The organism is Sphingobium yanoikuyae (genome assembly GCF_034424525.1).
GTDB classification, from domain to species: Bacteria; Pseudomonadota; Alphaproteobacteria; order Sphingomonadales; family Sphingomonadaceae; genus Sphingobium; species Sphingobium yanoikuyae.
In genome coordinates, this window is sequence record NZ_CP139979.1 from 4,984,462 (window position 1) to 5,008,671 (window position 24,210).

A 24,210-nucleotide genomic window follows, 5' to 3' on the forward strand; every position below is an offset into this window, starting at 1 on the left:
TCAAGGAAAGGACAAGTGGGAGGAAAAGAGGAGCAATTGTTAACCTTCGGATGGAATTCATTTCATTCGAATCCTTTTGCTCTCGCTTGCTATCAAAGCAATCATCGACGCTGCAATGCACAATATTGCTTGGTTCCTCAAGGGGTAGTCGATGAATGATTGCAAAAGGATAGCAATCAGAATGATTGCCGGTGCTGTCACCCGATCTTCATCGTCGCGGAGCAATGGAATTGTCAGCCTGCCAGCATAGGCGATCCAGCCCAGGCACAGGATTGCGCCGGCAAGACCGCTTTCCAGCACAAGTTCGAGGAGATCATTATGGGCGCGTCCGGCCCGATGGCGGTTCACATTCTCGATCGATTCATCGATCTGGAAGACCTCGTCGAACGTGCCTATGCCGCTGCCGATCGGCCAGTAGCGCCCGATGGCGATGAGGCTGTCCTGCCAGATCAGGCCGCGGGCGTCATGGAGGCTGTCAAACCGGTCGAAGGCCTTACTCAATCGGGCGTTGTTCATGGCGATGACGGCGAATCCGGCCAGGGCGATCGTCATGGCGGCGGCGAGTATGGCGGTGCGACGCGCGCGGTTGAATGATTGGTGCCGGCCTGGGGCCAGCAGCCATTGGATGGCCGGCAGGATCAGCAGCATGATGCTGGAGCGTGACTGGGTCAGCAGGACGCCCATGGCCAGGAGGAGGCAGGTCGCCAGCTTGATCACCTGTCTTGCCGGCCGAGCCGGTGTCGGGATGGCGATGGCAGCGCACAGGGCGATGACGAGGAACAGGCCGGATGAGTTGTGATTGGCGAAGCTGCCATAGAGTTGGTGGGGATTGCCGCCTGGAAACCAGTTCAGGGCCTGACGGGCGGATATGAGCTGGCCCGCGCCCAGCACAAGGCTGGCAAGGCCCAGGGCGGCGAGGCCGGGCAGGATCAGCGCGCGTTCGGATTTTCCGCTGTCCATCGCCAGCAGCAGCAGGATGGTCGGGGCGGTCAGGCCGACCAGGGCGACGAGCGTCCGGCCCGGATCGAGCGAGAGGGGCATCCATAGCCCTGGACGGCCGGCAAGGGCCAGGCTTTCAGCGACCAGATCGCGCCCCGGCAGGGCCTGCCACAATGTGGGCGGAAGCGGGACCAGCTGGATTGCGGGCAGGGCCAGGGTGCCGACCAGCAGGATGTGCAGTCCGGTCGGCGCTGCCTGCCAGAATGTTCGCACGCAGGCGGGGCGGACGGCGAGGAGGGCGAGGGCGGCAAGCTGCACCGCCGCATTCATGAGGGCGTAGCGCACGCCGCCACCGCCAAGAATGATGGCGATGCCGAGGAGAAGGAGGGCGCTGCCCCGGCGCCAGCCTGTCAGCGAGGGGCGCATGCTGGGCCTGCCGTTGGTCATGCCTGTATTGCCCCCGGAGCAAGGCCTGCTCCCTGATGCGGGGGCGGGGCAGGTGTCGATAAGGGGCAGTTCCGATCCGACTGCGTCACATCGGCTGCGCCGGTATACCGCTGTGTCGCATCATCAGCTGATATCATCTGATGATGCGACGAAGTCTCAGCTCGCGCCGCGGGACTTGTTGTCGTCGATGACCTTCGCGACGGCGACCGTGCCGCCGATGGTGGCAACCACCAGAAGCAGCAACGGCAAGGGGGCGATCCCATTTTCCCGCCGAACGGTCATGCTCTTGCGCGGCCCCTGGTCGCTCCATGCCGATTGGCTGGTGGCGGGGCGGGCGAGCGTCGAGGCCCTGGTTCCGGCCTGGGCCGCAAGCGGGGTCATCAACATTCCTGTCACGATTGCACTGGATAAGATCGACTTTATTGCCATGATCGGTCTCCCAATTGAAGTTTTGATACGAATCTTGCGATCAATCAATTCGAATTCTATAGGTTCCTTGAATCATTCATGCAACGAAAAAGGCGAATGCGTGAAGTTCGGATTGTTTCGTGCAGGAATGGTTTTCCTCTTTTCTTTCTGCCTGATCATGCCCGGTGGGTCATCGGGGGCGGATCGTCGCGAGCAAGTGGAGGCCTATCTGCTCCGGGTGGCGCGGATCGACTGGCGGATTCGCCGGGCCGCGCTGAAGGATTGCCCGGTGTCGGCGATGCGACCTGGCTTCGTGCTCGACGCCAGAAGTGCATATATGGCGGGGAAAGAGGCGCGCCTGTCCGACCTGCCCTGGGTCATCGGCTTTACCGACATGGCTGCGGCTGACGGAGCGCTCCTGCCCGGCGATGAAATCAGGGAGATCGAGCGGGTTCCCGTGTCCCAACTGATGCAGGGCGCCGATGGGCAGATACTGCCGGAGCATATCCTCGCCCATATCGACCATATGGTGCCGCAAGCCAGCTATCGACTGGAGGTGCAGCGGGCCGGCCATGCCCGGTCGGTGGATGTCCCTGCACGCGCCCTGTGTCCTGGCCTGACGATCGTCAAGCAAGGCCGGCGGGGTGATGCCTTCAGCGATCTGCACAATGTGGCGATCACGACCGGTCTGCTGGACAAGCTGGGGTCCGATGACGCGGTCGCCTTCATTATCGGCCATGAACTGGCGCACACGATATTTGCAGATTCGCGCAAGGGCCCCTTGTCCCGCCGTGACAAGGAATCGCGGGCCGATCTTTATGGTGCCCATATCGCCGCATGTGCCGGCTTTGATCCCGGCAAGGCGATTGAGGCGCTGGCGGTTGTTCGCTCCATGAATGTCGGCGGGCTGTCGCTGACGCATCGCCCCTACAAGGTGCGGCAGCAGGCGATCGCCCAATATCTGTCCGTTCGGCCTGATTGCCAGGCCGCATTTACATGGGAGCGGGGGGAGAAGTGATGAGTCAGGATCTGTTCTTGCAGGCCGGCGCCGTTGCAGCCGGTGCGGCTGCGGTCCTGTTCTGGTTGCTCGGGCTTGTGCATCTGTGGCGCCGGCAGAGCGCATCGCGCCCCTTTGTCGCCGTCGGGGTGGGAGACCGGCTGGTCGCTCTGCTCTGGCCGCTTGTCTATCTGGTTGCGCTTGTTGCGCTCATCTTTGCGGCGGTGCGCGGCGCGGGCCGTCGATAGGGGCGGCGTTATCCGTGGCCCGGCGGCCATTGTGCCGGGTGGTTGGGCACGTCGACCAGTGGTTGCGGCACGGTGTCCGGCTGGTCGCGCATGTTGGCAAATTGCAGGTCGCATTCGGCCAGGCAGTTGCGCGCGCGCAAGGCGTGCAGCGTATTGTTGTCGAGATGGATCTGGCTGGCGCGCAGGGAAATGCCGTCGACCATCCGGTCGGGGCCGAGCTGGGTGATATGCCATCCGATGCTGCCGAGAAAATCGGACCAGATGCTTTCCATCACCGTCGTATAGGCGCTTATCCCGGTCAGCAGCCCATATTGGACAAGCGCGCTTGCCAGTTGCAGCATGACCCGCCGTCGCTGGTTGCGCAGTTCGGGGTGCAGATAGATTTGCGAGACTTCCCGGATGTGTGCGCCCTGGGGAATGTGCGCCTGACACAGGTCGGGAAACAGCGTGTTCAGAAGATGGGCGCGATCGGTCGGCAACAGGCGGAGCGACCCCAATATGCTGCCCATGCCGGGGTCTGTCACGACGAGATATTGCGTCAGTTTGCTATCGAATTCGTCGCATTCGAACGGGGATGCGGAGGGGGCCGTTTTCGCGGGCGGACCATATTGGGGGTGGCGTGTGTGGCAGGGGGTGGCGCGGCTTGGCCGTTCGGACACGCCGATCAGGCGCGGGAAGGTGGCGTGATAGCCCGGCATCCGGGCGATCTGCTGGGAAAATGACAATGTGCAGCCCATGGTCGACATCACTCAATGAGGAGCGGGCGCGCTGCCTGACGGCAACGGTCCGGAAGAAAGCGAAAGGCGGCAGGCCGCCCGCAAGATCGAAATTTCGAAAGTGCTGCCGATATTGCGTCATGAAGACGCATGCCGATCGGCAAGTCCGTATCCGGCGTGGCGCTAAGGCTTTCGCCGCGCATCGGAGGCGGGGCGGGGGAGCAGGAATGTGCGCCCGGTAGGGGGCGGAAAAAGGCGGGTCAAGGAACGTTCTCCATGACGATTACCGGCGCCATGCCGGAGATGGCATGGCACCAGCAATCGATATGCGGTGCGACCCGTTGGAGCTTGATTCTTCTGTTCTATTTAATCGATTGTTTACGAAGTGAAACGAATGTCAGCAATCACGATGTTGATATGTAATTTATCGGAATTGCCTAAACCATCCCGGAGACTTCATCTGCGTCAATGCTCTCAAAATCTCCGGGATGCTCCATCTCGCAGCTGCACCTGCGTTTGGAAAGAAACATATTGAATACAGATGTGTAATGGGAATTCGAAGTCCGCGCTACGTTGGGACATGATCGTTCGTGGCACATTCGCAGGCAATCAACAAGCGATTCATTGACGAATATGCTTGATTATTACAGATGTAAAAATGGCCAATCGGTCCCAGCCGCCGGAAGCGCTGGGCATTGTCAGGGGAGAGGATAGGCGATGGTCGAGGCGTTCGGCTAATGCGGCGGCCCGTGAAGGAAGAAGCCGATCTTGCTTGAGCGGGGCTGAAGCGCTGCCCTAAGGCACAGGCTTTCGGTCCTGAGAGGGTGGCGGCACTTTGGCTTATGGTGGCTGTGCGATATCGACCAGAGCGGCCTGCTCTGGCTGCGGCAGCGATCAATCCTGTCTGGTGGATGCTGCTGTCGACGGATGTCGGCTGCTCCAGGGCGGCGATGGCGCCATGTCGGCGCAATTCACTGGGGCGCGAAAGCATCATGGCGACGGCCAATGCGACAGGAGTAGGATCTTCTCATAGCATTGAGCGATTCTGCCTGGCGGCATTGCTCGCCGGAATGTCGAGATATGATGCGAATAAAGATATTATGATATGATCGTTATTTTGGGAATGATGTAAAATGTATACAATTTATAGTTATCGAGGATCGATAGTTTGCGAATGATTTTCAAATTAATATCGTTTTAACGAAACTGTTGTCAATTTAACGAGGAAACGATATTCCAATGATGGCGAATGCTGGTCGGGCTTGGCGAGGATAGAAATCCGGACATGACAAATGCAAGTGTTGAAAAAGACTCCCTGGTTGGTCTGACGGCGAGCATCGTCTCCGCCAATGTTTCCAACAGTCCCGTTGGAACCCATGACATGTGTGACATGATCCTGAGCGTGCATTCCGCCCTGTCGAGCCTGGCGACGACCGGTGCCGTGCCGATGGCCGCAGTCGAGGCGGCGCGTCGTGAACCCGCCGTGCCGATCGAGGAATCGATCCAGCATGATTTCATCGTCTGTCTGGAAGATGGCAAGAAACTGAAGACGCTCAAGCGCCATTTGCGGGCCAAATATCAGATGAGCCCGGAAGAATATCGCGCCAAATGGGGGCTGCCGATCGATTATCCGATGGCTGCGCCCAGCTATCTCGATCAGCGCCGGCAGATGGCGCACAAGATCGGTCTCGGCCTGCGTCCCAAGGCGGGCAGGAGCAAGGATGATGACGGGGCGGTCTCTGCCGCCGCTGAAAAGCGCGAAACGCCTGCGCGCCGCCGCAAGGCGAACTGAACCCTGGACGCCGCACTGGCCCCTCAAGTCGGTGTCAGTGCGGCCAGTTCAGCGCGCGATGCGACGCGAAGTTTGCGCGACCGTCTGTCTGCGTCAAAGGCGGCACGCATAAGTCGGCCTTTATCCAATGGGATCAGGCAAAGCTGGAATCGGAATCGATTCCGCAGCCGATTTCGACCAATTGCGGGCATTTGTTCTCTCTGCTCTACTTGCCGAATGCAGACGCTAGAGAAACTCCTGAGCAGATTCGCCAAGGAAACGGACTCACGCTGGTGGATCGGAAAGAGGCCGGACGTTCGCGAAGGACAGCTTGCAAAGACGATTGCTAAAAATGTCGGTTTGCCGACGTCGACCGATGACCCGTTTGCGCGACAGGGGATGATCCGTTTGGACAAAGCGAATGCTGCTAGGGTCCTCGCGGTGGCTGGGTCCACGAGTCTGGCTTACGAACAGCCTTCGCCACCAAGCGGAGTGCTTTCAGATGCGAAAAGCGCGCTCAATGACCTAGATGAAGATGCTACCTTCTTTAGCAATGGGCGCTGGGAAGAGGGTGGTTCACAAAGTTGGAATCCGCTCACTACCGCAACGTTTGATTGTGGCCTCATAGGCTTTGACAGCAAAAACGCCTTCATTTTCTGGATCGAGGAAGAAGACTGAGACGTCAGCTATAAAAACCGTCCAACCAAAAGCCGCCAGTCTTCTAACCACCCATTCCTGCCATTCGGCGCTGCGTGACTTGTCCGCGCTTTTCAGCCTGCGGCTCTGCGCGGTGAGGGCGCGCAATTGGCGTCGGGGGGTGAGCAGTGGTGCCGCGCTTTGCGGATGCCGGCCTGTAGGTGGTGTGGGCGGAACGGCTTGCCGATGCGGACCACATTGCCCGGCAGTTGTGCGATGTCGTCGATCGCGGAGACCAGCAGGAAAGGGATGCCGGGATGCTGCGCGTCCAGCCGATTGGCAAGCAACAGGCCAGTCATGCCGGGCATGAGATGGTCCGCGACGATCAGGTCGGGAATGGTACCCGCTTCGATTTCCGCCAGGCAGGATCCGGCGTTGTCCATTTCGACGACGCGATAGCCATCCTCGCGCAGCAGGGCGGCGATGCCTTTCCGCACGAGGCCATGGTCGTCGATGACGAAGGCCAGTTTCGCATCGTTCGACGCGTGCTGTTCGTCCGATGCGGCCGGGGTCTGGGGCGCAAGCGGCAGCCAGAGGCCGATTTCCGTTCCGCTCTTCCGGTTGCTGATGATATCCAATCTTCCACCCCCATTTTCGGCCATGTCGCGTACCATCGCGAGGCCCAAACCTGTTCCCATGCCGCGCTTCTTGGTCGTGAAGAAGCGCTCGCCAGCCCTGCGTCGTGTCGTTTCGTCCATGCCGCTTCCCCGATCCCTGACGAACAGGCGGATCCATGGGATGGGCACGGCGTTCCGCGCGGTCGTCTCATCGATCCGTTGGGCGCCGACGATCACTTCCCCGCCCGCAGGCATGGCATCGCGGGCATTGGCGACCAGATGGAGCAGCGCCACTTCCAGCAATTGCCGCTCGGCAATCAGCTTCGGCAAATCCGGGGCGGCTTCGATGCGCAGGCTGATCGTCGGGCCGGCGATCGTCGACAGGATCGGCTGCATCTCGTCCAGGAAGCGGGATGGTGCCAGGGCGGTCGATTGCACGGCTTCCTTGCGGGTGAAATCGAGCAGATTGCGGAGCAATGTCTGGGCGGAGGCGGTAGCGGACATCGCCATGTCGAGATGGTCGCTGACCTGCCGGTCATGCCCTGTCGACCGCGCGATCAGTTCAAGGCCGGCCATGATGGGCAACAGGAGCTTGCCAAGGTCATGGACCAGCGTGGCGGCATGTCGGCCGAGCGCTTCCATCTTATGGGAATGCAGCGAATCCGCCGTGGCCGGCCCGGCCATGGCCTCGGCTTTGGCGGCGCTGCGTTGCGCCCCGGCTGCGCATGGCTCCGTCAAACGAGGCAGGGTGGCGGCCCCCGCGTTGGCGAAGAGTTCGAGCAAGCTGGTTTCCGCGTCGGTCGGATGGTCCGCATCATGCCAATAGACCCGGAGCATCGCCGGGGACGGTTGCGTCCCGATCGGGAAGGAGGCCATGCTTTTCATGCCGTTGCGCATCGGGGACGGAGACGTGGCGTTCCGGGGCGCCAGGAACGCGCGCGTGCCGGCATATCCGATGGGGGAGACGGATGGTGCGGCGCCTGTCATGCCCGCTCCATGCGTGTTGGTGGCTGGCAGGCCCGCGTCTGCGGGAAAGAGGAGGACGCTATCCTTTGCGCCGACAATGTCCTGGCATGCGCAGCGCAGCGCCGTTTCGAGATCGGCCTGGGTCGCCGCGCCGGCAACGGTGGCGAGGGCATGGACGATGTCGCTCCAGCGCATCGAAGGGCGGCCGGTCTGCCAGAAGGATTTGGGATCAATCTCTGGCATGGTTGTCCCACTCGGTCATGCTGCCGACGCGTTCGGGGCGACCCGCGGCGGCATCGTGGCCGCTTGAATGGAGGGCGCGAAACATGTCGAGGTGCAGGATGTTGGCGGTTTGCAAGGTGCCGGGAAGGTGTGGCCCCAGGATGGGGCGGGCCAGATGATAGCCCTGCAGGCCATTGGCGCCCGCCTGGCGCGCCATGTCCGCTTGCTGCGCGGTCTCTATACCCTCCACAATGACGGTCGCCCCAAGGCTGCTGCCCAGCCGGACGAGATGCAGGAAGGTGGCAAAGGCGCCGGCCGCATCCGCGGCATGGCGTACAAAGCTGCCGTCGATCTTGATGATGTCGACGGCGAGTCGGGCGGCCTGCTCGATCGATCGCCGGCCCGTGCCGAAATCGTCCAGCGCAATGCGCACGCCCAACTGGCGGCAACCGGCGACAAATTCACAGGCCTCCTCCAGCGAGGCGAAATCGGCTGTTTCGGTGATTTCCAGCGTCAGGCGGCAGGCGACCTCGGGCCGATCCCTCAGTCTGTCGCGCAATCTGTTCCACATCGTGTGGCGGCCGAACCGGTGGAAGGAACTGGACCGGGCGGAGATGTTCACGCCCAGCCGCAGTGTCGCGTCATGTTCAAGCCGATCGACCGCGATGGCGGCCAGCCTGGCATCCATCGCGAAGGAAAGGTCGAGCCGCTCCACGGCCAGGATGGCCATTTCACATGCCGCGAACGCGCCATCGTCATCGCCGATCCGAAGCAGGCTTTCATGATAAAGCGGGGGCAATCCCTGGCCGGTGGCGGCAATCGCCTGATGGGCAAAGGCCGCCCGTCCATTGGCCAACTGGCCCAGCAATTCGGCGGCGCTTTTCATGTCCGCGCGATAGCTGGCCGCTTCGGTCCTGGCATGCGCCAGCGGACGTTGCCGATCGGCATAGTCATAGGCCTTGAGGCGCGCGATGTCCCGCTCGCTGCGGCCGGGCATGAAGGCGATGGCGGTGATGGCCGGGATGACGAAAAACGGCCCCTTGTCCGAGTTCAGGGGCGTGGCCAGCGCCAGTGCCCGTATCTGTTCGGCGAGCATGGCCGTCCGCTTGTGTCGCGGCATCCGGCTGAGGCGCATCGTGACCTCGATAATGCCCAGAGAGCGATGCGCTTCGATCCTTTCATGGCCAATGGTCTGGCGAACGGAAAGCAGAAGGCGTTCGAAGGCCTGCTCGCGGGCCTTGGGGCCGAAGGCGGCTTCGATCTCGGACAGGTTGGCCACGGAAATATGCACGAAGAGACAGGCCATCGGATCGCGCGGGGCGACGGCCGGGGGATCGGTCTTTGCTGGACTCATGATCGCCTCCTCGATCATCCGGAGATGAAAAGCGGAAAGGATTGGTGAATGAAAGGATTCGATTTCAATGGATGGGATATGTTTTTCGATATTGTTTGCTCAATGGCGAATTACATGATTCGGGATGAGTTGCGATTTATTGGCGTTGATTGGATGGTGCGGATGGCTCATTCAAGCTGATCCCGTCTGCAATATGCGGCGGCTTGCCTGTTCAAGCACAAGGGCCGTGAGACGGCCGGAAGCATAGGCGCCGGTATCGATGCCGATGCGCGATGCGCCTTGCGACACCTGATCGGTGATCGTGTGCCCATGGACCACGACCTTCTCATAATCCACATCCCGGTCTGCAAAGCCGTCCCTGATCCATCGGGTGAGGCTCGGCTCCTGTTCGAGCGGACCTTTGCCGACATCGACGCCGGCATGAACGAACAGATAGTCGCCCAGCAGGACATGCGTGCGGAGACGGTGCAGGAAGTCGCGATGCCGGGTGGGGACCGCGGCCTGCAGGAAGTCGGCAATCTGCGCCAGCGTGGCGGCATCATATTGCGCGGGCGTCATGCCATAGCTCAGCAGCGTTTCCCGGCCGCCCATCTTGAGAAACAGCCGGACGAGGGCTGGGGCGCCGTCGATGATCCTCAACAGGATCTCCTCATGATTGCCCATGAGGAAGACATGTTCGTCGGACGCCGGCGCCATGGCACTCAGCCGGTCCAGAACCTGCCGGCTGGAGGGCCCCCGATTGACATAGTCGCCCAGGAAGATGATCCGGCATTGGCCGTCATGGCCGGTGCGATCCCGCCCGATCCGCTCAAGCAGTTCTTCGAGCAGATCGGCGCGCCCATGGATGTCGCCAATGGCGTAGACGCGCATTCCATCCGGGACGGATGCCGGCGCGCGCACGGGATCGCGCCTTTGCAGGCTGCTGGTGAAGCGTTTCAGCATGGCGGCGAGTCCGCCTGGAGGATCGGCCGGATCGAACTGGCCGGGGCGGGCTGCGCATCCCTGGGGCGCCGCAGGAGCAGGCGCAGCATCGGGGCTTCGACATAGGTGTAGATGAGGATCGAGAGAAGGACCGCGCCCGCCAGGGTGGTCGCGACATAGAGATAGGCCTCCACGCCGGCCGGGATCGCGATCGCGCCGAACAGCAGGGTCACGCTGCGCAGGACGAACCGGTGGCTGAGGTAGAGGGCATAGGAACTGTCGCCCAGCAGGATCAGCGGGCGCGGCATGGCGCGATCGAGCCGGGCGGGGAGCGCCAGCGCGGCGCAGAGCATCAGGCAGGCGGGGATGCCGCCCTTGATGACGCGGGGCAGGTCGGTGTCGCCGGCCGCGACGAGCAGGCTCCCGCCCAGAAGGAACAGGCCGCAGGACAATGCCAGGCTCTGCCGGAGGCGGCCCTGTTCATATGCAAGGCCGAGGCCGATCCCCGCCACAAATTCCAGGATGATCGAATTGCCCCAGAAGCGAAGCGGGGTGAAGGTCGGCGGGAATATCGCGGTGAATGCCAGGAGCGCGCAAAAGCCGCCGATCAGCAAGGACAGGCCGCGACGGCGATCGAACCGCAGGCAAAGGCCGAAGAGGCAGTAGAAGAAGATTTCGTAGTTGAGCGTCCACCCCAGGGACAGCACCGGGGCTATCCGTCCGCCGGGCCGTTCGCTGGGGATGAAGAGATAGGAGGACAGCACGTTCCACAGGTCGAACTCGGTGGAGCGGACATGGCGGGACAGCAGCAGCAGCGTCGCCACCATCAGGCTGGTGAACAGCCAGTAGAGGGGCACGAGCCGGATGAAGCGCCGGCGCCAGAAACGCAATGGCGCGCGCTTGTCGCCCCACAGGCCGGTCGAGGTATGGAACATCACGAAACCGCTGAGGACGAAGAAGATGTCCACGCCGGCCACCAGCGGAAATTCGTTGAAGGGCATCGCCGTCCCCTTCGTGGCGTGGAATTCCAATATCCCGTGTCCCAGCATGACGCTCAGCGCGGCATAGGCACGCAGGGCCTGGAGCGCATTGATCTTCGGTCTGGTGGCGGTCGAACTATGCTGCATGTGCGTGAGCCTGATCCGTCGGTTGCGCTGCTTGATTGATTTGATGCCCTTAATTAAAGATATCGTCAACAAATCTATATGATTCGATCGCAATTTATATAGGATTAGAATGATTCGAGTCGGTTGCTTAATTCGGATTAATTCTGGATTGCCGACTTCTATCGTTTTTCGAGGGTTTTCGACCGCTTTCGTGGCACGCGGAGAGTTCGATAAATTTCAATATGTTGCGTTTTTCCGAAGGGACTGACGGCATCCGGTTCAATTGATCCAGATCAGTCTTTTCGCGCTTGCGGCATGTTCTGACATGCCGGCTTTGCTCAGGGGGATGAGATGAACATACATGCTTCGATCGATGGAACTGCCCTTCCATGGCGGCAGGGCAGGGCTCGTTCGAAGGCGCTTCTGCGCATGCAATTGATCCTGGCGCTGGTCGGGTCGGATATCCTCGCCCTGCTGATGGCCTGCATCGTGGCCGCCATCCTGTCGCAGGCGCAACTGGGCAGCCATTCGCCCGGCCCGATGCTGGCCCTCGCCATCCTTCCGCTATACGGGCTGAGCGGCTTTGTCTTTCGCGCCTTTTCCGGGGAGGCGCTGATCGCGCGGCTGGCTTCGGTCCGGGCGGCGATCTTCTCGGTCGCCGGCGCGACCGCGCTGCTCGTGATGGTGATGTATGCGGTCGGCACCACCGAGCATCTTTCCCCGTTCCAGCTGGCGAGCAGCGCCGCCCTGGCGACGCTCTTCCTGATCATGAGCCGCCTGTGCCTGACGCGCTATGCGGCCCATCTGCTGGACGGCGAACTCTACAGCGCGATCCATATCAACGAGGTGGACGGTCCGCCGACGATTGCGGGCGGATTGCCGCTGGCGAACCCGGAGGCGCTGTCGCCCGACGAATATCAGATGCTGGCCCGCTTTATCGGCCGGGCGGACCGCGTGGTGGTGCGTTGCCTGCCGGAACGGCGGGCCGACTGGGCGCATATGCTGCAGGGCATGAATGTGCATGCCGAAGTCATCGCATCGGAATTTGCCGGATCTCCGGTTCTGGCGGTCGGCGCCTACAAGGCGGACCCGACGCTGGTGATCGCGCGCGGGCCGCTCGACCTGACCGACCGGATCATCAAGCGGCTGTTCGACATCGGCTTCAGCGTCGCGGCCATCATTGCGCTGTTGCCACTTTTCTCGCTGATCGCGCTGGCCGTGAAATTGTCCAGCCCCGGCCCGGTACTGTTCCTGCAGCCCCGGATCGGGCGCCAGAACCGGGTATTCAATATCTACAAGTTTCGCAGCATGCGGGCGCTGTCCGGCGACCTGGACGGCGCGCGATCGGCGTCGCGCGACGATGACCGCATCACGCCGGTCGGGCGCCTGTTGCGCCGGACCAGCCTGGATGAACTGCCGCAGCTCTTCAACGTGCTGCTGGGCGACATGAGCATCGTCGGGCCGCGGCCGCATGCGCTCTATTCGCGCGCGCGCAACAAGCTCTTCTGGGAGGTCGATCAGCGTTATTGGCACCGCCATGCCTGCAAGCCTGGCATTACCGGCCTGGCCCAGGTGCGCGGCCATCGTGGCGCGACGCATCGGGAGCAGGATCTGACCGATCGGCTGTTCTCGGATCTGGAATATCTCAACAAATGGTCGATCTGGTTGGACCTTGGCATCCTGCTGCGCACCACCGCCGTGCTGGTCCACCGGAACGCATTCTAGCCGCCATCGCATTCCGGACAGGCCGATATCCGGCCTTTCCATCCTGTCGCATCATGATCGAACGAAGGTGAAAATGAGCATCAAGCCCATCCGCAAGGCCATATTCCCCGTCGCAGGGCTGGGAACACGTTTCCTGCCGGCGACCAAGTCGGTTCCCAAGGAATTGCTGCCGATCGTCGACCGGCCGCTCATTCAATATGCGGTCGACGAGGCGCGCGAAGCGGGGATCGAGACGATGATCTTCGTGACTGGTCGGGGCAAGGGCGCGATCGAGGATTATTTCGACATCGCCTTTGAATGCGAGACGCTGCAACGGGAGCGGGGCAAGGATCTGTCCGCGCTCGACGGCACGCGGCTGGCGCCGGGCCATGCGGTGTTCCTGCGCCAGCAGGAGCCGCTGGGCCTGGGCCATGCGATCTGGTGCGCGCGTGACGTGATCGGCGACGAGCCCTTTGCCGTGCTGCTGCCCGACGAGTTCATGCTGGGTGCGCCGGGGCGGGGCTGCATGCGCCAGATGGTCGAGGCCTATGAAGGGCTGGGCGGCAATCTTGTGTGCGTGCAGGAAATACCGATTGAGGAAACGCCGAGCTACGGCGTCGTTGTCCCTGGGGAAAGGCAGGGGGGCATCGTGGAGGTCAAGGGGCTGGTGGAAAAGCCGAAGGCGGGCACCGCGCCATCCAACCTCATCCTGCCCGGCCGCTATATCCTCCAGCCCGAGATCATGTCGGTGCTGGCGCGGCAGGAGCGGGGCGCAGGCGGCGAGATTCAACTGACCGACGGCATGGCGGCCCTGATCGGCCAGCAGCCCTTTCATGGATCGACTTTCGAGGGCCGTCGTTTCGATTGTGGTTCCAAGGCCGGTTATGTGCAGGCCAATATTGCCGTGTCGCTGCTGCGCGATGATTTGCGCGATGCGATCCAATCCTTTGTTTCTGACCTCGTCTGTCCTGAAGTCGCTTGATAAGGGCCTGACGGGTCATCATGGGGGAAGCAGATAATGCATGCTTCCCTACGGATAAGGTGATGAGAATGAACGCCTCTGGATTTTCCAGACGGGTGGCGGATCTCGATCTATCTGCTGCCACCGATACGCAGTTGATGCAGTTGGAAGACGCATTCAGGTCGATTGCGGATTCCATAGCGACGGCGCGCAAGGTCATGAGCGAGCTGGAGGCCGGTCTGGCCCTGCGCGCGACGCAGACGGATCAGGCGCCGATGCTGGCCCTGCCGTTCGAGGAAGACCGGCAGGATGTGGAGCGGGCGATCCGCGCGCTTGTTCCGGGCAAGAATGCGGTCGAGATCGAAAGCAAGTTCCGCAAGCGCGTGCTGGACCATTTCGATATCGAAGGCTGGATCGCGGCGGGTGTCCTGTCGTGCCTGGTGCGCTTTCCCGGTCGCTTCGTGTCGCATGCCGAACTGGCGGCCGCGGCCGGCGCCCAGTCGGACAAGTCGGGCGTCATTCGCGTCTATATCTGTCAGTTGCGTGCCAGCCTGGCGCTCAAGGGCTATTCGGGCGAGGCCATCGAAACCGGGCGCGGCGCCTATCGCATCGTGCGCAGCGCTGCGTTCGAGATCATCAACGCGGTTGCCCAGGTCTGAAGCGGCACCGGCCGCCGGATCAGGCGCGCAGGGGCAATAGCGGGGCGACGCGCTGCCTGGCATGGCGGCGCATTATCTCCGCCAGGATCAGGATCAGCAGCAGCGTCGCGCAATTCTGCATGAAATAGAAGGCCCAGCGCGATCCGCCATTGAGGTAGAGCAGCGATTCCACATAGATCACGACCAGCGGCACCGAGGCCGGATTGTTCCGGAGCGCGTTGAAGATCAGCCGCTGGCCCAGTCCCACCAGGGCGCCGACGAAGATCAGGCCCAAAAAGCCGAAATTCCAATAGGCTTCGGTCGCCGGCTTGATGGGAATGCCCCAAGTGTCCGGCGCGAACGTGTCGATCGGTTTGCCCAGAAACGCAACCCAGTTCACATAGATGAAGATGTTCTTCGGCTTGTCCGGCCAGAAGGCGCGGGGAATGGGAAGGGCGAGCACCGAGAGATAGCTGCGGCCCGCCAGTTCGCCCATATGATCCATCGCCTTGATGACGGCGATGTCGCCTTCCTCGGCCCCGCGCTTGTTGGTTTCGGACTGGCTGGCCTGCACCGCTTCGAGCAGGCCAGCGCCGGAGAAGACCGAGAAATTGACCTGGGTGGCATGATAGTCGCGGCGCAGCATGCCGAGCATGCCGAAGATCACGAAGGCGAACATGCCGGCGATCACCAGCGCCTTCTTGGGAATGGCGCGTGTCTTGAGCGAATAGATGACGATGATCGACAGCAGCAGGATGACGAGGCTGCTGCGCGACCCGTCGACCAGCCAGTAGATCGGCATCAGGCAGAGCGCGAGCAGCGCGAATTGCCAGGGCAGGCGCCGGCCGGGCGCGGCCGCGACCCACAGCATCAGCGCCACCACCGACGTCTTCACCCAGGCGAAGATCGCGCCATAGCCGGACAGGGTTTCATGTCGCCCCTTGTAGAAGGAGAGGATCTGCTGTTCGAGGCCACCCCGTGCCATGATGAAGACGAAGCCGATCAGGATCGCCGCGATCAGATAGCAGGCCGAAGCGGCGGGAATATAGCGGTCGATCTGGCGCCGATAATTGATCCTGACCGGCCCCTTCGACTTCAGCGCCATGAAGCCGAGATAGGAGAAGGCGAGGAAGATCGAGCAGATGATATCCAGCTTGATGTTGAGATTGGCATATTGGGCGCCGCCCATCCCCCACAGGAAAACGGAATAGCTGGTGCTGGTCGCCAGGAATTGGCGATTGGCGGCCAGCAGGGGCAAGAAGATGTGGCCGGGGTCGAACACGACCGAGAAGGCTGCGTCATAGAGCGCGGGAAAGGCGAGCGGATGGAAGATGCCGACGCGGCGCATGAACAGGATCGGGAAGAACAAAGTCAGCTGATAGAGCGCGTTGCTGATGCCGCGGGTGAAGATCAGGGCGGCCCCCGTGTCCATCACCATGGCGTTCACCGGCGGGGTGATAATCCGGTAGACCAGCACATAGAGCGCGATCGCCCACCAGAGCGCGCGCGAGGGCTTTTGGGTCAGCGCGGTGAAGAAATCAGGGGCGGGATATGTCTGGGTCATGGCTGCTGCTTTCCGCGCTGGGGCTGCTCTGGCCGGATGATCGGTTCGATGGCTGGCGGGATCAGGACCGCGCCGTCGGGCAGGTCGCAGGCCACCACCTGATTGGCGCCGATGCGCGACCGGGCGCCGATCCGCACCGGCCCGATAACGATGGCGCCGGGATAGAGGACGACATCGTCGCCGATGACCGGATAGCGCGGATCGTGCCGGCTTTTGCGGCCCAGCGTCACATGCTGGTAGAGGGTGGCATTGGCGCCGATGACGCAGCCCTCGCCGATCACGATGCCGACGGGATGGGGCAGGATCAGCCCCGGACCGATGATGGCCGTGGGTGAGACGTAAATGCCGAACCGCCTGACCAGCCGGCGGGCATGATGGCGCGCGACCATCTGGTGGACAAGGCCGGAGCGGCTGCCGGCCCGTGTCGCGGCATAGATCCAGCGGGCGGCGACGGCCTGGGCATAATGATAGCGGGCGAGCCGGCGCAGCAATGCCTTCATGGCCGATGCGCCGGCACGAGATCGGCAAGCGCCCGGAGCGAACTGCGTCGCGCGGCCAGGATATCGTCTCTCGAAAAGCTGCGGCCCATGCGCAGATTGTCCCGTGCCTCGCTGGCCAGCGAGCGCGGCGGCGTATCGATGACCGCCGCAATGATCGACAGCAGCGCTTCGACATCGCCGGGCCGGTGGAGCCGTTCGGCGCGCAGCAATTCGGGGGTGCCGCCGGCGGTGGAGCCGATCACGATGCGGCCCTGGTTGAGCGCTTCGATCACGGCGCGGGGCAGGCCCTCCTGGAAACTGGGTTGCAGATAGATGTCGACGTCGCCCAGCCACCGGGCGATGGCGTCGCCGGGCGGCAGGGTGCCGATGAACCGCACCTCGTCCTGCAGGCCCAGCGCATCGCGCAACTGGAGCAGGGTGGCGGGGTCGCCTTCGCCCACGACCTCATAGCGCCAGCGGAGCGATGGGCGTTCCCGCTTCAACTGGTGCAGGGCGCGCATGGCGATGTCGATGCCCTTCAGCCGCGTATGCAGCGCCCCGATCGTTCCGAACCGGATGATGTCGGAAAAGCCGTCAAATATCCGGGTGGCGGTGACCGGCGGCAATTCCACGTTGGATGCGACATATTCCAGGCCATGGGTGGGATAGCGTTGCTGGAGAAAGGCGCGCGTCACATAGCGCGCAACCGGCGCGTCGCGGATGACGCGCCGGTTGCGCCGGGTGAAGAGTGGGGCGTAGAGGCGGGCGATCTTCGAACCATGGTTCCATAGTGCGTCCCACGGGCATGCCACCACCTCCACCAGATAGGGCTTGCCGTGAAAGCGGGCTGCGGCGCAGGCGATCAGCGCGGTTTCCGAAGGCAGGCGCGCGATCACCACATCGGCCTGCTTGACCGCGGCGAAGACCGCCTTGCGGGCGTCGCGCATCCCGCGCAGCCGATCGACGCCGCGCCGGGCCGGCAGGAGCTGAAAATCGACGCGCGGGCCATCGGACCGGCGCTGGCCGGCCGGATCGGGCAGGGGAATGGCGCGGCTGACCACGGTCAGCTGCTCGAAGACATCGAGATAGCTTTGCCATGCCGAATAGGGGAATTTCCCGCCGATGGTGAAGACGGCACCGTCGGCAGAGCGACCGAAAATATGATCGACGGCAAAAAGGGCTTTCATCGCGGCTGGCTCGTTCCGGGCTGGTTGCAGGTCATGGGCGGACTCGGCTGTGCCCGGCCTGGATGAAGGCGCGCACGAACAGGAGCAGGACGATCATTTCGATCGCTGCCCGCGCGAGCGCGATGCCGATCCCGCCGCCGGTTGGGGCGATCAGCGCGGAGACCAGCAGGTAGAGCAAGGTCGAGGCAATGAAGACGAGCGCGCAGAAGCCTTCCTTCCGCAGGCTGGTCAGCCCCACCTGGACCAGTACGCGCGACGAGGCGGCGAAGGGGACCATCAGCATCTGTGCGGCGAAGATGCGCGATCCTTCGGCCAGGTTCGCCCCGAACATGATGGGATAGCTGATCCCCGCAAGGGCGATCGTCACGGCGCTGGCGCACAGGTAGAAGCCGCCGATGCCGATGACATAGCGCCGGATGTCGCGATAGGCGGCACCCGGATCGCCGGCCATCAGCCGCCCGATCCGCGGCAGGAGGACGCGGGTCAGCGGCACCGTCGTGTTGATGGCCGCGGTGGTCAGCTTTTCGCCGGCCGCGAAATAGACGACCTGCAGCGGATCGGACCATATCGCCAGCGCAACTACGCTCCACCGGTTGGTGAGCGATGGGAAGCCGGTGAAGAAGAAGAAGCGCAGCGACAGCGCCAGCGACGCCAGCAGCGCGCTGGGCGAGGTCAGTCGGAAGCCATAGCGCCTGCGGGCGAGCAGATGGCCGTAGAGGGCGGCAGCCAGCAGGGGGATGACGAAGAGCCACAGCGCCAGCAGCGCATCGGCCGGCCCCCGGACCAGGGCCAGGATCAGCGCGAAACTTGTCAGCGAACAGGACAGGTCTATGCCGGCGAGCGTCCTGGGCCGTTCCGCCGCGATATAATACCATGAGGCGGAAAAGCCGTAGGCCAGCCCGATCGCGAGCGCAGCGACATAGGCGCCGCTGTCCGCCAGCAGATCGACATAATGGCAGATGATGGCCAGCCCCGCGGCGACCAGCAGAAACATGACAGATCGGCCGAGGCAGAGTTCGGACAGGACGGCGCCGGTGACATGCCGGTCGCCGCTGGCCAGTTCACGCACCGACATCAGGCCATAGCCGAATTCGACGAAGGCGCTGCACATCAGCCCCACCGCCATCACGGTGGAGAAATAGCCCATCGCGTCGATCCCTAATGTCCGTGTGAGATAGGGATAGACCAGCAACGGCGCCGCATAGCGCAGCAATTGCGAGATGGAGGCGAAGGCGAGATGGGAACTCAGCCGTGGCATCGGGCCTCTTGTCGATAGGGCGCGCTCGCCGGTCATGACGCGTCTGTCATGCGAGAAGGCCGGCGCGCGCCGAGGGCGGGGGCGTCAGAGCCGGTAATAGTCACGATACCAGGCAACGAAATTGCGCACCCCCTGCGCGATCGGGGTCGAGGGGGTGTAGCCGGTGAGATCGCGGATCAGGCTGGCATCCGCCCAGGTCGCCGGCACGTCGCCTGCCTGCATCGGCATGAGGTTGCGGATGGCGTCCCGCCCGGTGGCCTCCTCGATCGCGGCGATGAAGTCGGTGAGTTGCACTGCCTGGGAATTGCCGATATTGACGACGCGGAACGGCGCGACCGGCGACTGGCTGTCAACTTCGCTCTGCGGGGCCTGAACGTCCTTGTCCGGTCCCTGGTGCGGGATCGCGTCGAGCAGTAGGCGGATGCCCTGGACCAGATCGTCGATATAGGTGAAGTCCCGCCGCATATCGCCATAATTATAGACGTCGATCGGCTCGTTGCGCAGGATCGCCTTTGTAAACTTGAACAGCGCCATGTCGGGACGGCCCCAGGGGCCGTAGACGGTGAAGAAGCGGAACATGGTGGTCGGTAGGCCGAACAGATGGGCATAGCTGTGCGCCATCGCCTCGGTCGCCTTCTTGGTGGCGGCGTAAAAGCTCAGCTGATGGTCGGCCTTGTCAGTTTCGCGATAGGGCATGGCGTCGTTGGCGCCATAGACCGATGAGGTGGAGGCCAGCAGCAGATGCTGTGGCGGGAAGGCGCGCGCGGCTTCGAGCAGTTCGAACGTGCCGACCAGATTGCTTTCCAGATAGCTGCGCGGATTTTCGATCGAATAGCGCACGCCCGCCTGCGCGGCGAGATGGACGACTAGGTCGGGGCGATAGTCGCGGAACAGGTCCATCAGCAGCGACGGGGTTTCGATCGACTGGTTCACCACCGTGAAATGGGGGTTTTGCAGCAGCAGAGACTGGCGGCGCTGCTTGAGGCCGACATCGTAATAATCCGAAAGATTATCGATGCCGATGACATGAAATCCGTCCTGGAGCAGGCGATGGCACAGATGATAGCCAATGAACCCTGAAGAACCGGTGACGAGAACGGTTTTCATCAATCAACTCCGTAGATGTCGCGGGTGAATATCTTTTCCTCGACATCGGCGAGGTTCGGTGACTTGCGATTGGCGATGATCACGCTGCATCGTGACTTGAATTCATCGAGATCGGCCAGAACCTGCGATCCGAAGAAATCGGGGGCGCCCAAAGTCGGTTCGTAGATCACGACCTCTATCCCCTTGGCCTTGATCCGCTTCATGATCCCCTGGATCGCGCTCTGGCGGAAATTGTCGGAGCTGGCCTTCATGACGAGCCGGTAGATGCCGACCGTGCGCGGCTGCATCGCGATGATCTGGTCGGCCAGGAAATCCTTGCGGGTGCGATTGGCGTCGACGATCGCGGTGATCATGTTCTGCGGCACGTCGCTGTAATTGGCGAGCAACTGCTTGGTATCCTTGGGCAGGCAATAGCCGCCATAGCCGAAGGACGGATTATTATAATGGTTGCCGATCCGCGGATCGAGGCTGATGCCGTCGATGATCTGGCGGGTTTCCAGGCCGCGGTGCAGGGCGTAGCTGTCCAGTTCGTTGAAGAAGGCGACGCGCATCGCGAGATAGGTGTTGGCGAACAGCTTGATCGCCTCCGCCTCGGCCGGATCGGTCAGCACCGTTTCGATATCCTGGCGGATGGCGCCCTGGCGCAGCAACTGGCTGATGACCTGGCCCAGCATCGATTTTTCGCCCACGACGATCCGCGAGGGATGGAGATTGTCGTGCAGCGCTTTCCCTTCGCGCAGGAATTCCGGCGAGAAGATGATGTTGTCGGTGCCGAACCTGTCGCGCATCGCCTGGGTGAAGCCGACCGGGATGGTCGACTTGATGATGATGATCGCCTGCGGGTTGATCCGCGTGACCTGGGCGATGACCGCCTCCACGCTGGAGGTGTCGAAATAGTTGGTGGTCGGGTCATAATTTGTCGGCGTGGCCACAAGGACGAAATCCGCGCCGGCACAAGCCTGGTCGAGGTCCAGCGTGGCCGACAGGTCCAGGTCGCGGGTCTGCAGATAGTCTTCGAGATCGGCATCGACGATCGGGCATAGGCGCGCATTGACCGCATCGACACGGTCCGCAGCGACATCGACGGCAATGACATGATTATGCTGAGCAAGCAGAACTGCATTTGAAAGGCCGACATAGCCCAGCCCGACTACCGCTATGTTCATGCGTAATCCCTCGATTCCTGTCAGATATGTGATTTTGTCATGAATTCATGGCGCGGCGGCGCGTGGGGTTTCCTGATTTGCGGGACGAAATCGCAGAATTGCGCCGCATCCGAACGCCGTCGCGTGAATGCAGCGCAATTCCTCTCTCCCTTCCATGACGAGATTGAGCATACGCGTTCGTATCCGATCGTCAACGATAGAAATCAACTTGATTGATATTTACGAATCATTGCGAATCAAATAGGCGTTCCGTCGAATGCTGTTGAGCGGGGGCTATATGAAGATCGTACACATCATCACGCGGTTCATCCGGGGCGGCGCCGACGAAAACACCCTCTATTCCTGCAACGGCCAGGCCGAGCAGGGGCATGAGGTCTATCTGATGTATGGCCGGGAAAATCATGCGGACATATTGGGACGCCTGCATCCCGACGTCCGGCCCATCTGCATCGATGCGCTGGTGCGCGAGGTCAGCCCGGTGAAGGATCTGCAGGCGCTGCTCGACATGGGGCTGCGCCTGCGCAAGATCCGCCCCGACATCGTCCATACCCATACCAGCAAGGCCGGGTTCGTCGGGCGGCTGGCAGCCATGTTCTCGCAATCGCCGATCATCGTCCATGGCGTGCATATCCTGCCCTTCCTGAATGTCGGGCCGATGGAACGGCGCATCTATCTGGCGTGCGAGAAAATGCTGTCGCCGGTAACCGACGCATTCGTGGACGTCAGCGCGGGCATGAAGACGGAATGTCTGGTCAACCGGATCGGCGACGAGGACCGGCATCATGTCATTCCCAGCGGCATGGACGTGGCCGCGTTCCAGCAGGCCGAGCCGCTGAGCGAGGCGGAACTGGCGGTGATGGCCGAGGCGCCGGTGATGGGATGGGCGGACGCGCAGGTGATGCTGATGGTGGCGGCGTTCGAGGAGCGCAAGCGCCATGTCGAGTTCCTCGATATCTTCGCGCGGATCGTGGCCGCCAATCCGCGGGCCTGCCTGCTGCTGGCCGGGGCTGGGCCGCTCGAACCGGCGATCCGCGCGCGGATCGAGGCGCTGGGGCTGGCCGGCCATGTCCGGGTGATCGGCTTCCGCAAGGATATTGCGCGCTGGATCAAGACCGCGCAGCTGTGCATCCTGTCGTCCGAACGCGAAGGCTTGCCGCGCGTGATCGTCCAATATGCGCTGGGCGGCAAGCCGATCATCGCCACCGACCTGCCGGGCATCGATTTCATCGTCCAGAATGACGTCACCGGCTTTCGCGTCGACACGGTGGAGGCGATGGAGCGGCCGATCAATCTGGTGCTGAGCCATGAGCCGACGTCCGAACGGCTGGAACAAGGGGTGCGGGGCATCGACCTCAGCCCCTGGAGCGTATCGTCGATGAACGAGCGGCTCGAAGCGCTCTATGCCGATCTGTGGGACCGCAAGATCGGGCCGCGGCAAAATGGCGCGGAGGCCTTTCCCGCGGTCCGGCAGGCCTGAGCCGCAGCGGGCGCTGGTCCGGCGGGCCTGCGCCCAGGGGGCTTGCCCTGGCGCATTTTTTCATGTGAGAGCAGCGGCGCATGGACGATCCCGCACTCTGGTTCGAAGCGGCATGTCTCGGCCTGTTGCAGGGACTTACCGAATTTCTTCCCGTCTCGTCGAGCGCGCATCTGCGGATTGCGGGCCTGTTCCTGGGCTCCGGCAAGGATCCGGGGGCGGCGTTCACCGCGATCACCCAGATCGGGACGGAGGCGGCGGTGCTGCTCTATTTCCGGCACGACATCGCCCGCATCGCCTGGGCCTGGCTGCGGTCCTTCCGGCCTGGCCCACAGGGCAAGCCCGGCGATGTCCGCATGGGCTGGCTGGTCCTGCTCGGGACGGTGCCGATCGTCGTGCTGGGCCTGGCGTTCCAGCATGCGATCGAGCATTCGCTGCGCAATCTCTATTTCACCGCGTCGACGCTGCTGATCTTCGGCGTTGCACTGGGGCTGGCGGACCGGTTCGGGGCGAAAGTGCGGAAACTCGAACAGTTGAGCCTTGGCCATGGACTGGTGCTGGGGCTGGCGCAGGCGATGGCACTGATCCCCGGCGTGTCGCGGTCGGGTGGGACCATCACGGCGGGGCTGATGCTTGGCTATACGCGCGAGGCGGCGGCCCGCTATTCCTTCCTGCTGGCGGTTCCGGCGGTGCTGGGGTCGGGTTTCTACCAGCTCTGGAAAAGCTGGGGGCAAGCGGGCGGCATCGGCCTGGGGCCGACATTGCTGGCGACGCTGATCGCCTTCGCCGTCGGCTATGGCGTGATCGTCGCCTTCCTGAAACTGGTCAGCAGCCGCAGCTATCTGCCCTTCGTCCTCTATCGCCTGATATTGGCGTCATGCCTCTTCGCGCTGCTGGCGACCGGCAGGATCGCGCCGATGTCCTGAGCTGGGGCGGATATGCGTCCGGGCGGTCCTGCCGATCTACATTCCGCGTCTTGGCGAAGACCGATGTTTCGACTAGGGCATCACCGATGCGCCGGTTCATGCTGGTGTATTGCATAACTGACGCCGGTGTTCCGCAAGGAACTTAATCGGGAATGCGGTGCGGGGGCCTGGCCTCTTATTCCGCGGCTGTCCCTGCAACTGTAAGCGGATAGCGCGATGCACGAGCCCATAAGGGCAGCCACTGGACAGAGCGTCCGGGAAGGCGTGCATCCCGCAACGACCCGCGAGCCAGGAGACCTGCCGGCGTTTCGGTCGCTCTTGTCCTGACCCAGGGGTTGGTCATGGCACGGTCTCTCTTCCGTCTGGGCGGCGAAGCGTGTGGCTGGGGCTGCACGGCC

General features: G+C 62.6%; 23 protein-coding genes and 1 riboswitch. Of the genes, 11 read left to right on the top strand and 12 right to left on the bottom strand.

Features of this window, described 5'->3' with window-relative positions; all coding sequences use genetic code 11:
* Positions 1-57 precede the first annotated feature (57 nt).
* Positions 58-1,041: an O-antigen ligase family protein gene (locus tag U0025_RS23245; protein WP_157225203.1), complete on the bottom strand. Its 984-nt coding sequence runs from the start codon at positions 1,039-1,041 to the stop codon at positions 58-60.
* A 322-nt stretch (positions 1,042-1,363) separates the two neighbouring features.
* On the opposite strand from U0025_RS23245, the gene U0025_RS23250 reads away from it, so the two are divergent.
* Together U0025_RS23250 and U0025_RS23255 are read left to right on the top strand one after the other, a co-directional pair.
* Complete coding sequence (locus U0025_RS23250) at positions 1,364-2,812, top strand: M48 family metalloprotease (RefSeq protein WP_157225204.1); 1,449 nt, start codon at positions 1,364-1,366, stop codon at positions 2,810-2,812.
* Positions 2,812-3,039, top strand: a complete 228-nt coding sequence (locus tag U0025_RS23255) for a hypothetical protein (RefSeq protein WP_004210090.1) — start codon at positions 2,812-2,814, stop codon at positions 3,037-3,039. Before U0025_RS23250 ends, U0025_RS23255 begins: the two co-directional genes overlap by 1 nt.
* 8 nt (positions 3,040-3,047) lie before the next feature.
* Here U0025_RS23255 and U0025_RS23260 read toward each other — a convergent pair whose 3' ends face one another.
* Positions 3,048-3,764, bottom strand: a complete 717-nt coding sequence (locus tag U0025_RS23260) for an acyl-homoserine-lactone synthase (protein ID WP_157225205.1) — start codon at positions 3,762-3,764, stop codon at positions 3,048-3,050.
* Between the two features lie 141 nt (positions 3,765-3,905).
* Between U0025_RS23260 and U0025_RS23265 the strand changes: the two genes are divergently transcribed.
* From U0025_RS23265 to U0025_RS23275, 3 genes are all read left to right on the top strand, one after another.
* The gene (locus tag U0025_RS23265; RefSeq protein ID WP_037490894.1) at positions 3,906-4,178 is read left to right on the top strand and encodes a hypothetical protein; all 273 of its coding nucleotides are present in this window, start codon (positions 3,906-3,908) and stop codon (positions 4,176-4,178) included.
* Between the two features lie 862 nt (positions 4,179-5,040).
* Complete coding sequence (locus U0025_RS23270) at positions 5,041-5,547, top strand: Ros/MucR family transcriptional regulator (RefSeq protein ID WP_037491965.1); 507 nt, start codon at positions 5,041-5,043, stop codon at positions 5,545-5,547.
* A gap of 216 nt (positions 5,548-5,763) precedes the next feature.
* Positions 5,764-6,204 (top strand): hypothetical protein, encoded by a 441-nt coding sequence (locus U0025_RS23275; RefSeq protein WP_037490896.1) that lies wholly within the window; start codon positions 5,764-5,766, stop codon positions 6,202-6,204.
* Positions 6,205-6,296: 92 nt separating this feature from the next.
* Here the strand turns inward: U0025_RS23275 and U0025_RS23280 are convergent, their stop codons facing one another.
* The gene (locus tag U0025_RS23280) at positions 6,297-7,988 is read right to left on the bottom strand and encodes an ATP-binding protein (RefSeq protein WP_004210095.1); all 1,692 of its coding nucleotides are present in this window, start codon (positions 7,986-7,988) and stop codon (positions 6,297-6,299) included.
* Positions 7,975-9,321: an EAL domain-containing protein gene (locus tag U0025_RS23285; protein WP_004210097.1), complete on the bottom strand. Its 1,347-nt coding sequence runs from the start codon at positions 9,319-9,321 to the stop codon at positions 7,975-7,977. The genes U0025_RS23280 and U0025_RS23285 overlap by 14 nt, the downstream gene beginning before the upstream one ends.
* A gap of 48 nt (positions 9,322-9,369) precedes the next feature.
* Here U0025_RS23285 and U0025_RS23290 point away from each other — a divergent pair, with 48 nt between their 5' ends.
* Complete coding sequence (locus U0025_RS23290) at positions 9,370-9,501, top strand: hypothetical protein (RefSeq protein WP_257010975.1); 132 nt, start codon at positions 9,370-9,372, stop codon at positions 9,499-9,501.
* Here the strand turns inward: U0025_RS23290 and U0025_RS23295 are convergent.
* Positions 9,493-10,263: a metallophosphoesterase gene (locus U0025_RS23295; RefSeq protein ID WP_004210099.1), complete on the bottom strand. Its 771-nt coding sequence runs from the start codon at positions 10,261-10,263 to the stop codon at positions 9,493-9,495. The two genes, U0025_RS23290 and U0025_RS23295, sit on opposite strands and share 9 nt — an antisense overlap.
* Positions 10,257-11,369 (bottom strand): acyltransferase family protein, encoded by a 1,113-nt coding sequence (locus U0025_RS23300; RefSeq protein WP_004210100.1) that lies wholly within the window; start codon positions 11,367-11,369, stop codon positions 10,257-10,259. The genes U0025_RS23295 and U0025_RS23300 overlap by 7 nt, the downstream gene beginning before the upstream one ends.
* Positions 11,370-11,777: 408 nt before the next feature.
* Here U0025_RS23300 and U0025_RS23305 point away from each other — a divergent pair, with 408 nt between their 5' ends.
* The 3 genes from U0025_RS23305 (at position 11,778) to U0025_RS23315 (ending at position 14,672) form a co-directional block, all read left to right on the top strand.
* Entirely contained in the window at positions 11,778-13,073 is a 1,296-nt protein-coding gene (locus tag U0025_RS23305) for a sugar transferase (protein ID WP_004210103.1), read from the top strand.
* A 73-nt stretch (positions 13,074-13,146) separates the two neighbouring features.
* On the top strand, positions 13,147-14,034 hold the full coding sequence (locus U0025_RS23310; protein ID WP_004210105.1) for a UTP--glucose-1-phosphate uridylyltransferase: 888 nt from the start codon (positions 13,147-13,149) through the stop codon (positions 14,032-14,034).
* Between the two features lie 197 nt (positions 14,035-14,231).
* Positions 14,232-14,672, top strand: coding sequence for a winged helix-turn-helix domain-containing protein (locus U0025_RS23315; RefSeq protein WP_157225206.1), 441 nt, complete (start codon positions 14,232-14,234; stop codon positions 14,670-14,672).
* A gap of 19 nt (positions 14,673-14,691) precedes the next feature.
* Here U0025_RS23315 and U0025_RS23320 read toward each other — a convergent pair whose 3' ends face one another.
* The 6 genes from U0025_RS23320 to U0025_RS23345 all read right to left on the bottom strand — a co-directional run bounded on the left by U0025_RS23320 (position 14,692) and on the right by U0025_RS23345 (position 21,412).
* Complete coding sequence (locus U0025_RS23320; RefSeq protein ID WP_004210109.1) at positions 14,692-16,215, bottom strand: hypothetical protein; 1,524 nt, start codon at positions 16,213-16,215, stop codon at positions 14,692-14,694.
* Positions 16,212-16,715, bottom strand: a complete 504-nt coding sequence (locus U0025_RS23325) for a serine O-acetyltransferase (protein WP_004210110.1) — start codon at positions 16,713-16,715, stop codon at positions 16,212-16,214. The genes U0025_RS23320 and U0025_RS23325 overlap by 4 nt, the downstream gene beginning before the upstream one ends.
* Entirely contained in the window at positions 16,712-17,881 is a 1,170-nt protein-coding gene (locus U0025_RS23330; RefSeq protein ID WP_004210112.1) for a glycosyltransferase, read from the bottom strand. Before U0025_RS23330 ends, U0025_RS23325 begins: the two co-directional genes overlap by 4 nt.
* 31 nt (positions 17,882-17,912) lie before the next feature.
* Positions 17,913-19,139 carry a lipopolysaccharide biosynthesis protein gene (locus tag U0025_RS23335; protein ID WP_004210113.1) on the bottom strand — a complete coding sequence of 409 codons (1,227 nt, stop codon included), beginning with the start codon at positions 19,137-19,139 and terminating at the stop codon, positions 17,913-17,915.
* Positions 19,140-19,223: 84 nt separating this feature from the next.
* Positions 19,224-20,246: an NAD-dependent epimerase/dehydratase family protein gene (locus tag U0025_RS23340; protein ID WP_004210115.1), complete on the bottom strand. Its 1,023-nt coding sequence runs from the start codon at positions 20,244-20,246 to the stop codon at positions 19,224-19,226.
* Positions 20,246-21,412 (bottom strand): nucleotide sugar dehydrogenase, encoded by a 1,167-nt coding sequence (locus tag U0025_RS23345; RefSeq protein ID WP_004210117.1) that lies wholly within the window; start codon positions 21,410-21,412, stop codon positions 20,246-20,248. Before U0025_RS23345 ends, U0025_RS23340 begins: the two co-directional genes overlap by 1 nt.
* 277 nt (positions 21,413-21,689) lie before the next feature.
* On the opposite strand from U0025_RS23345, the gene U0025_RS23350 reads away from it, so the two are divergent.
* Positions 21,690-22,889: a glycosyltransferase gene (locus tag U0025_RS23350; RefSeq protein WP_169331140.1), complete on the top strand. Its 1,200-nt coding sequence runs from the start codon at positions 21,690-21,692 to the stop codon at positions 22,887-22,889.
* An 80-nt stretch (positions 22,890-22,969) separates the two neighbouring features.
* Positions 22,970-23,812 (top strand): undecaprenyl-diphosphatase UppP, encoded by an 843-nt coding sequence (gene uppP, locus U0025_RS23355; protein ID WP_004210121.1) that lies wholly within the window; start codon positions 22,970-22,972, stop codon positions 23,810-23,812.
* Between the two features lie 107 nt (positions 23,813-23,919).
* Positions 23,920-24,131, top strand: a riboswitch (cobalamin riboswitch).
* Positions 24,132-24,210 lie beyond the last annotated feature (79 nt).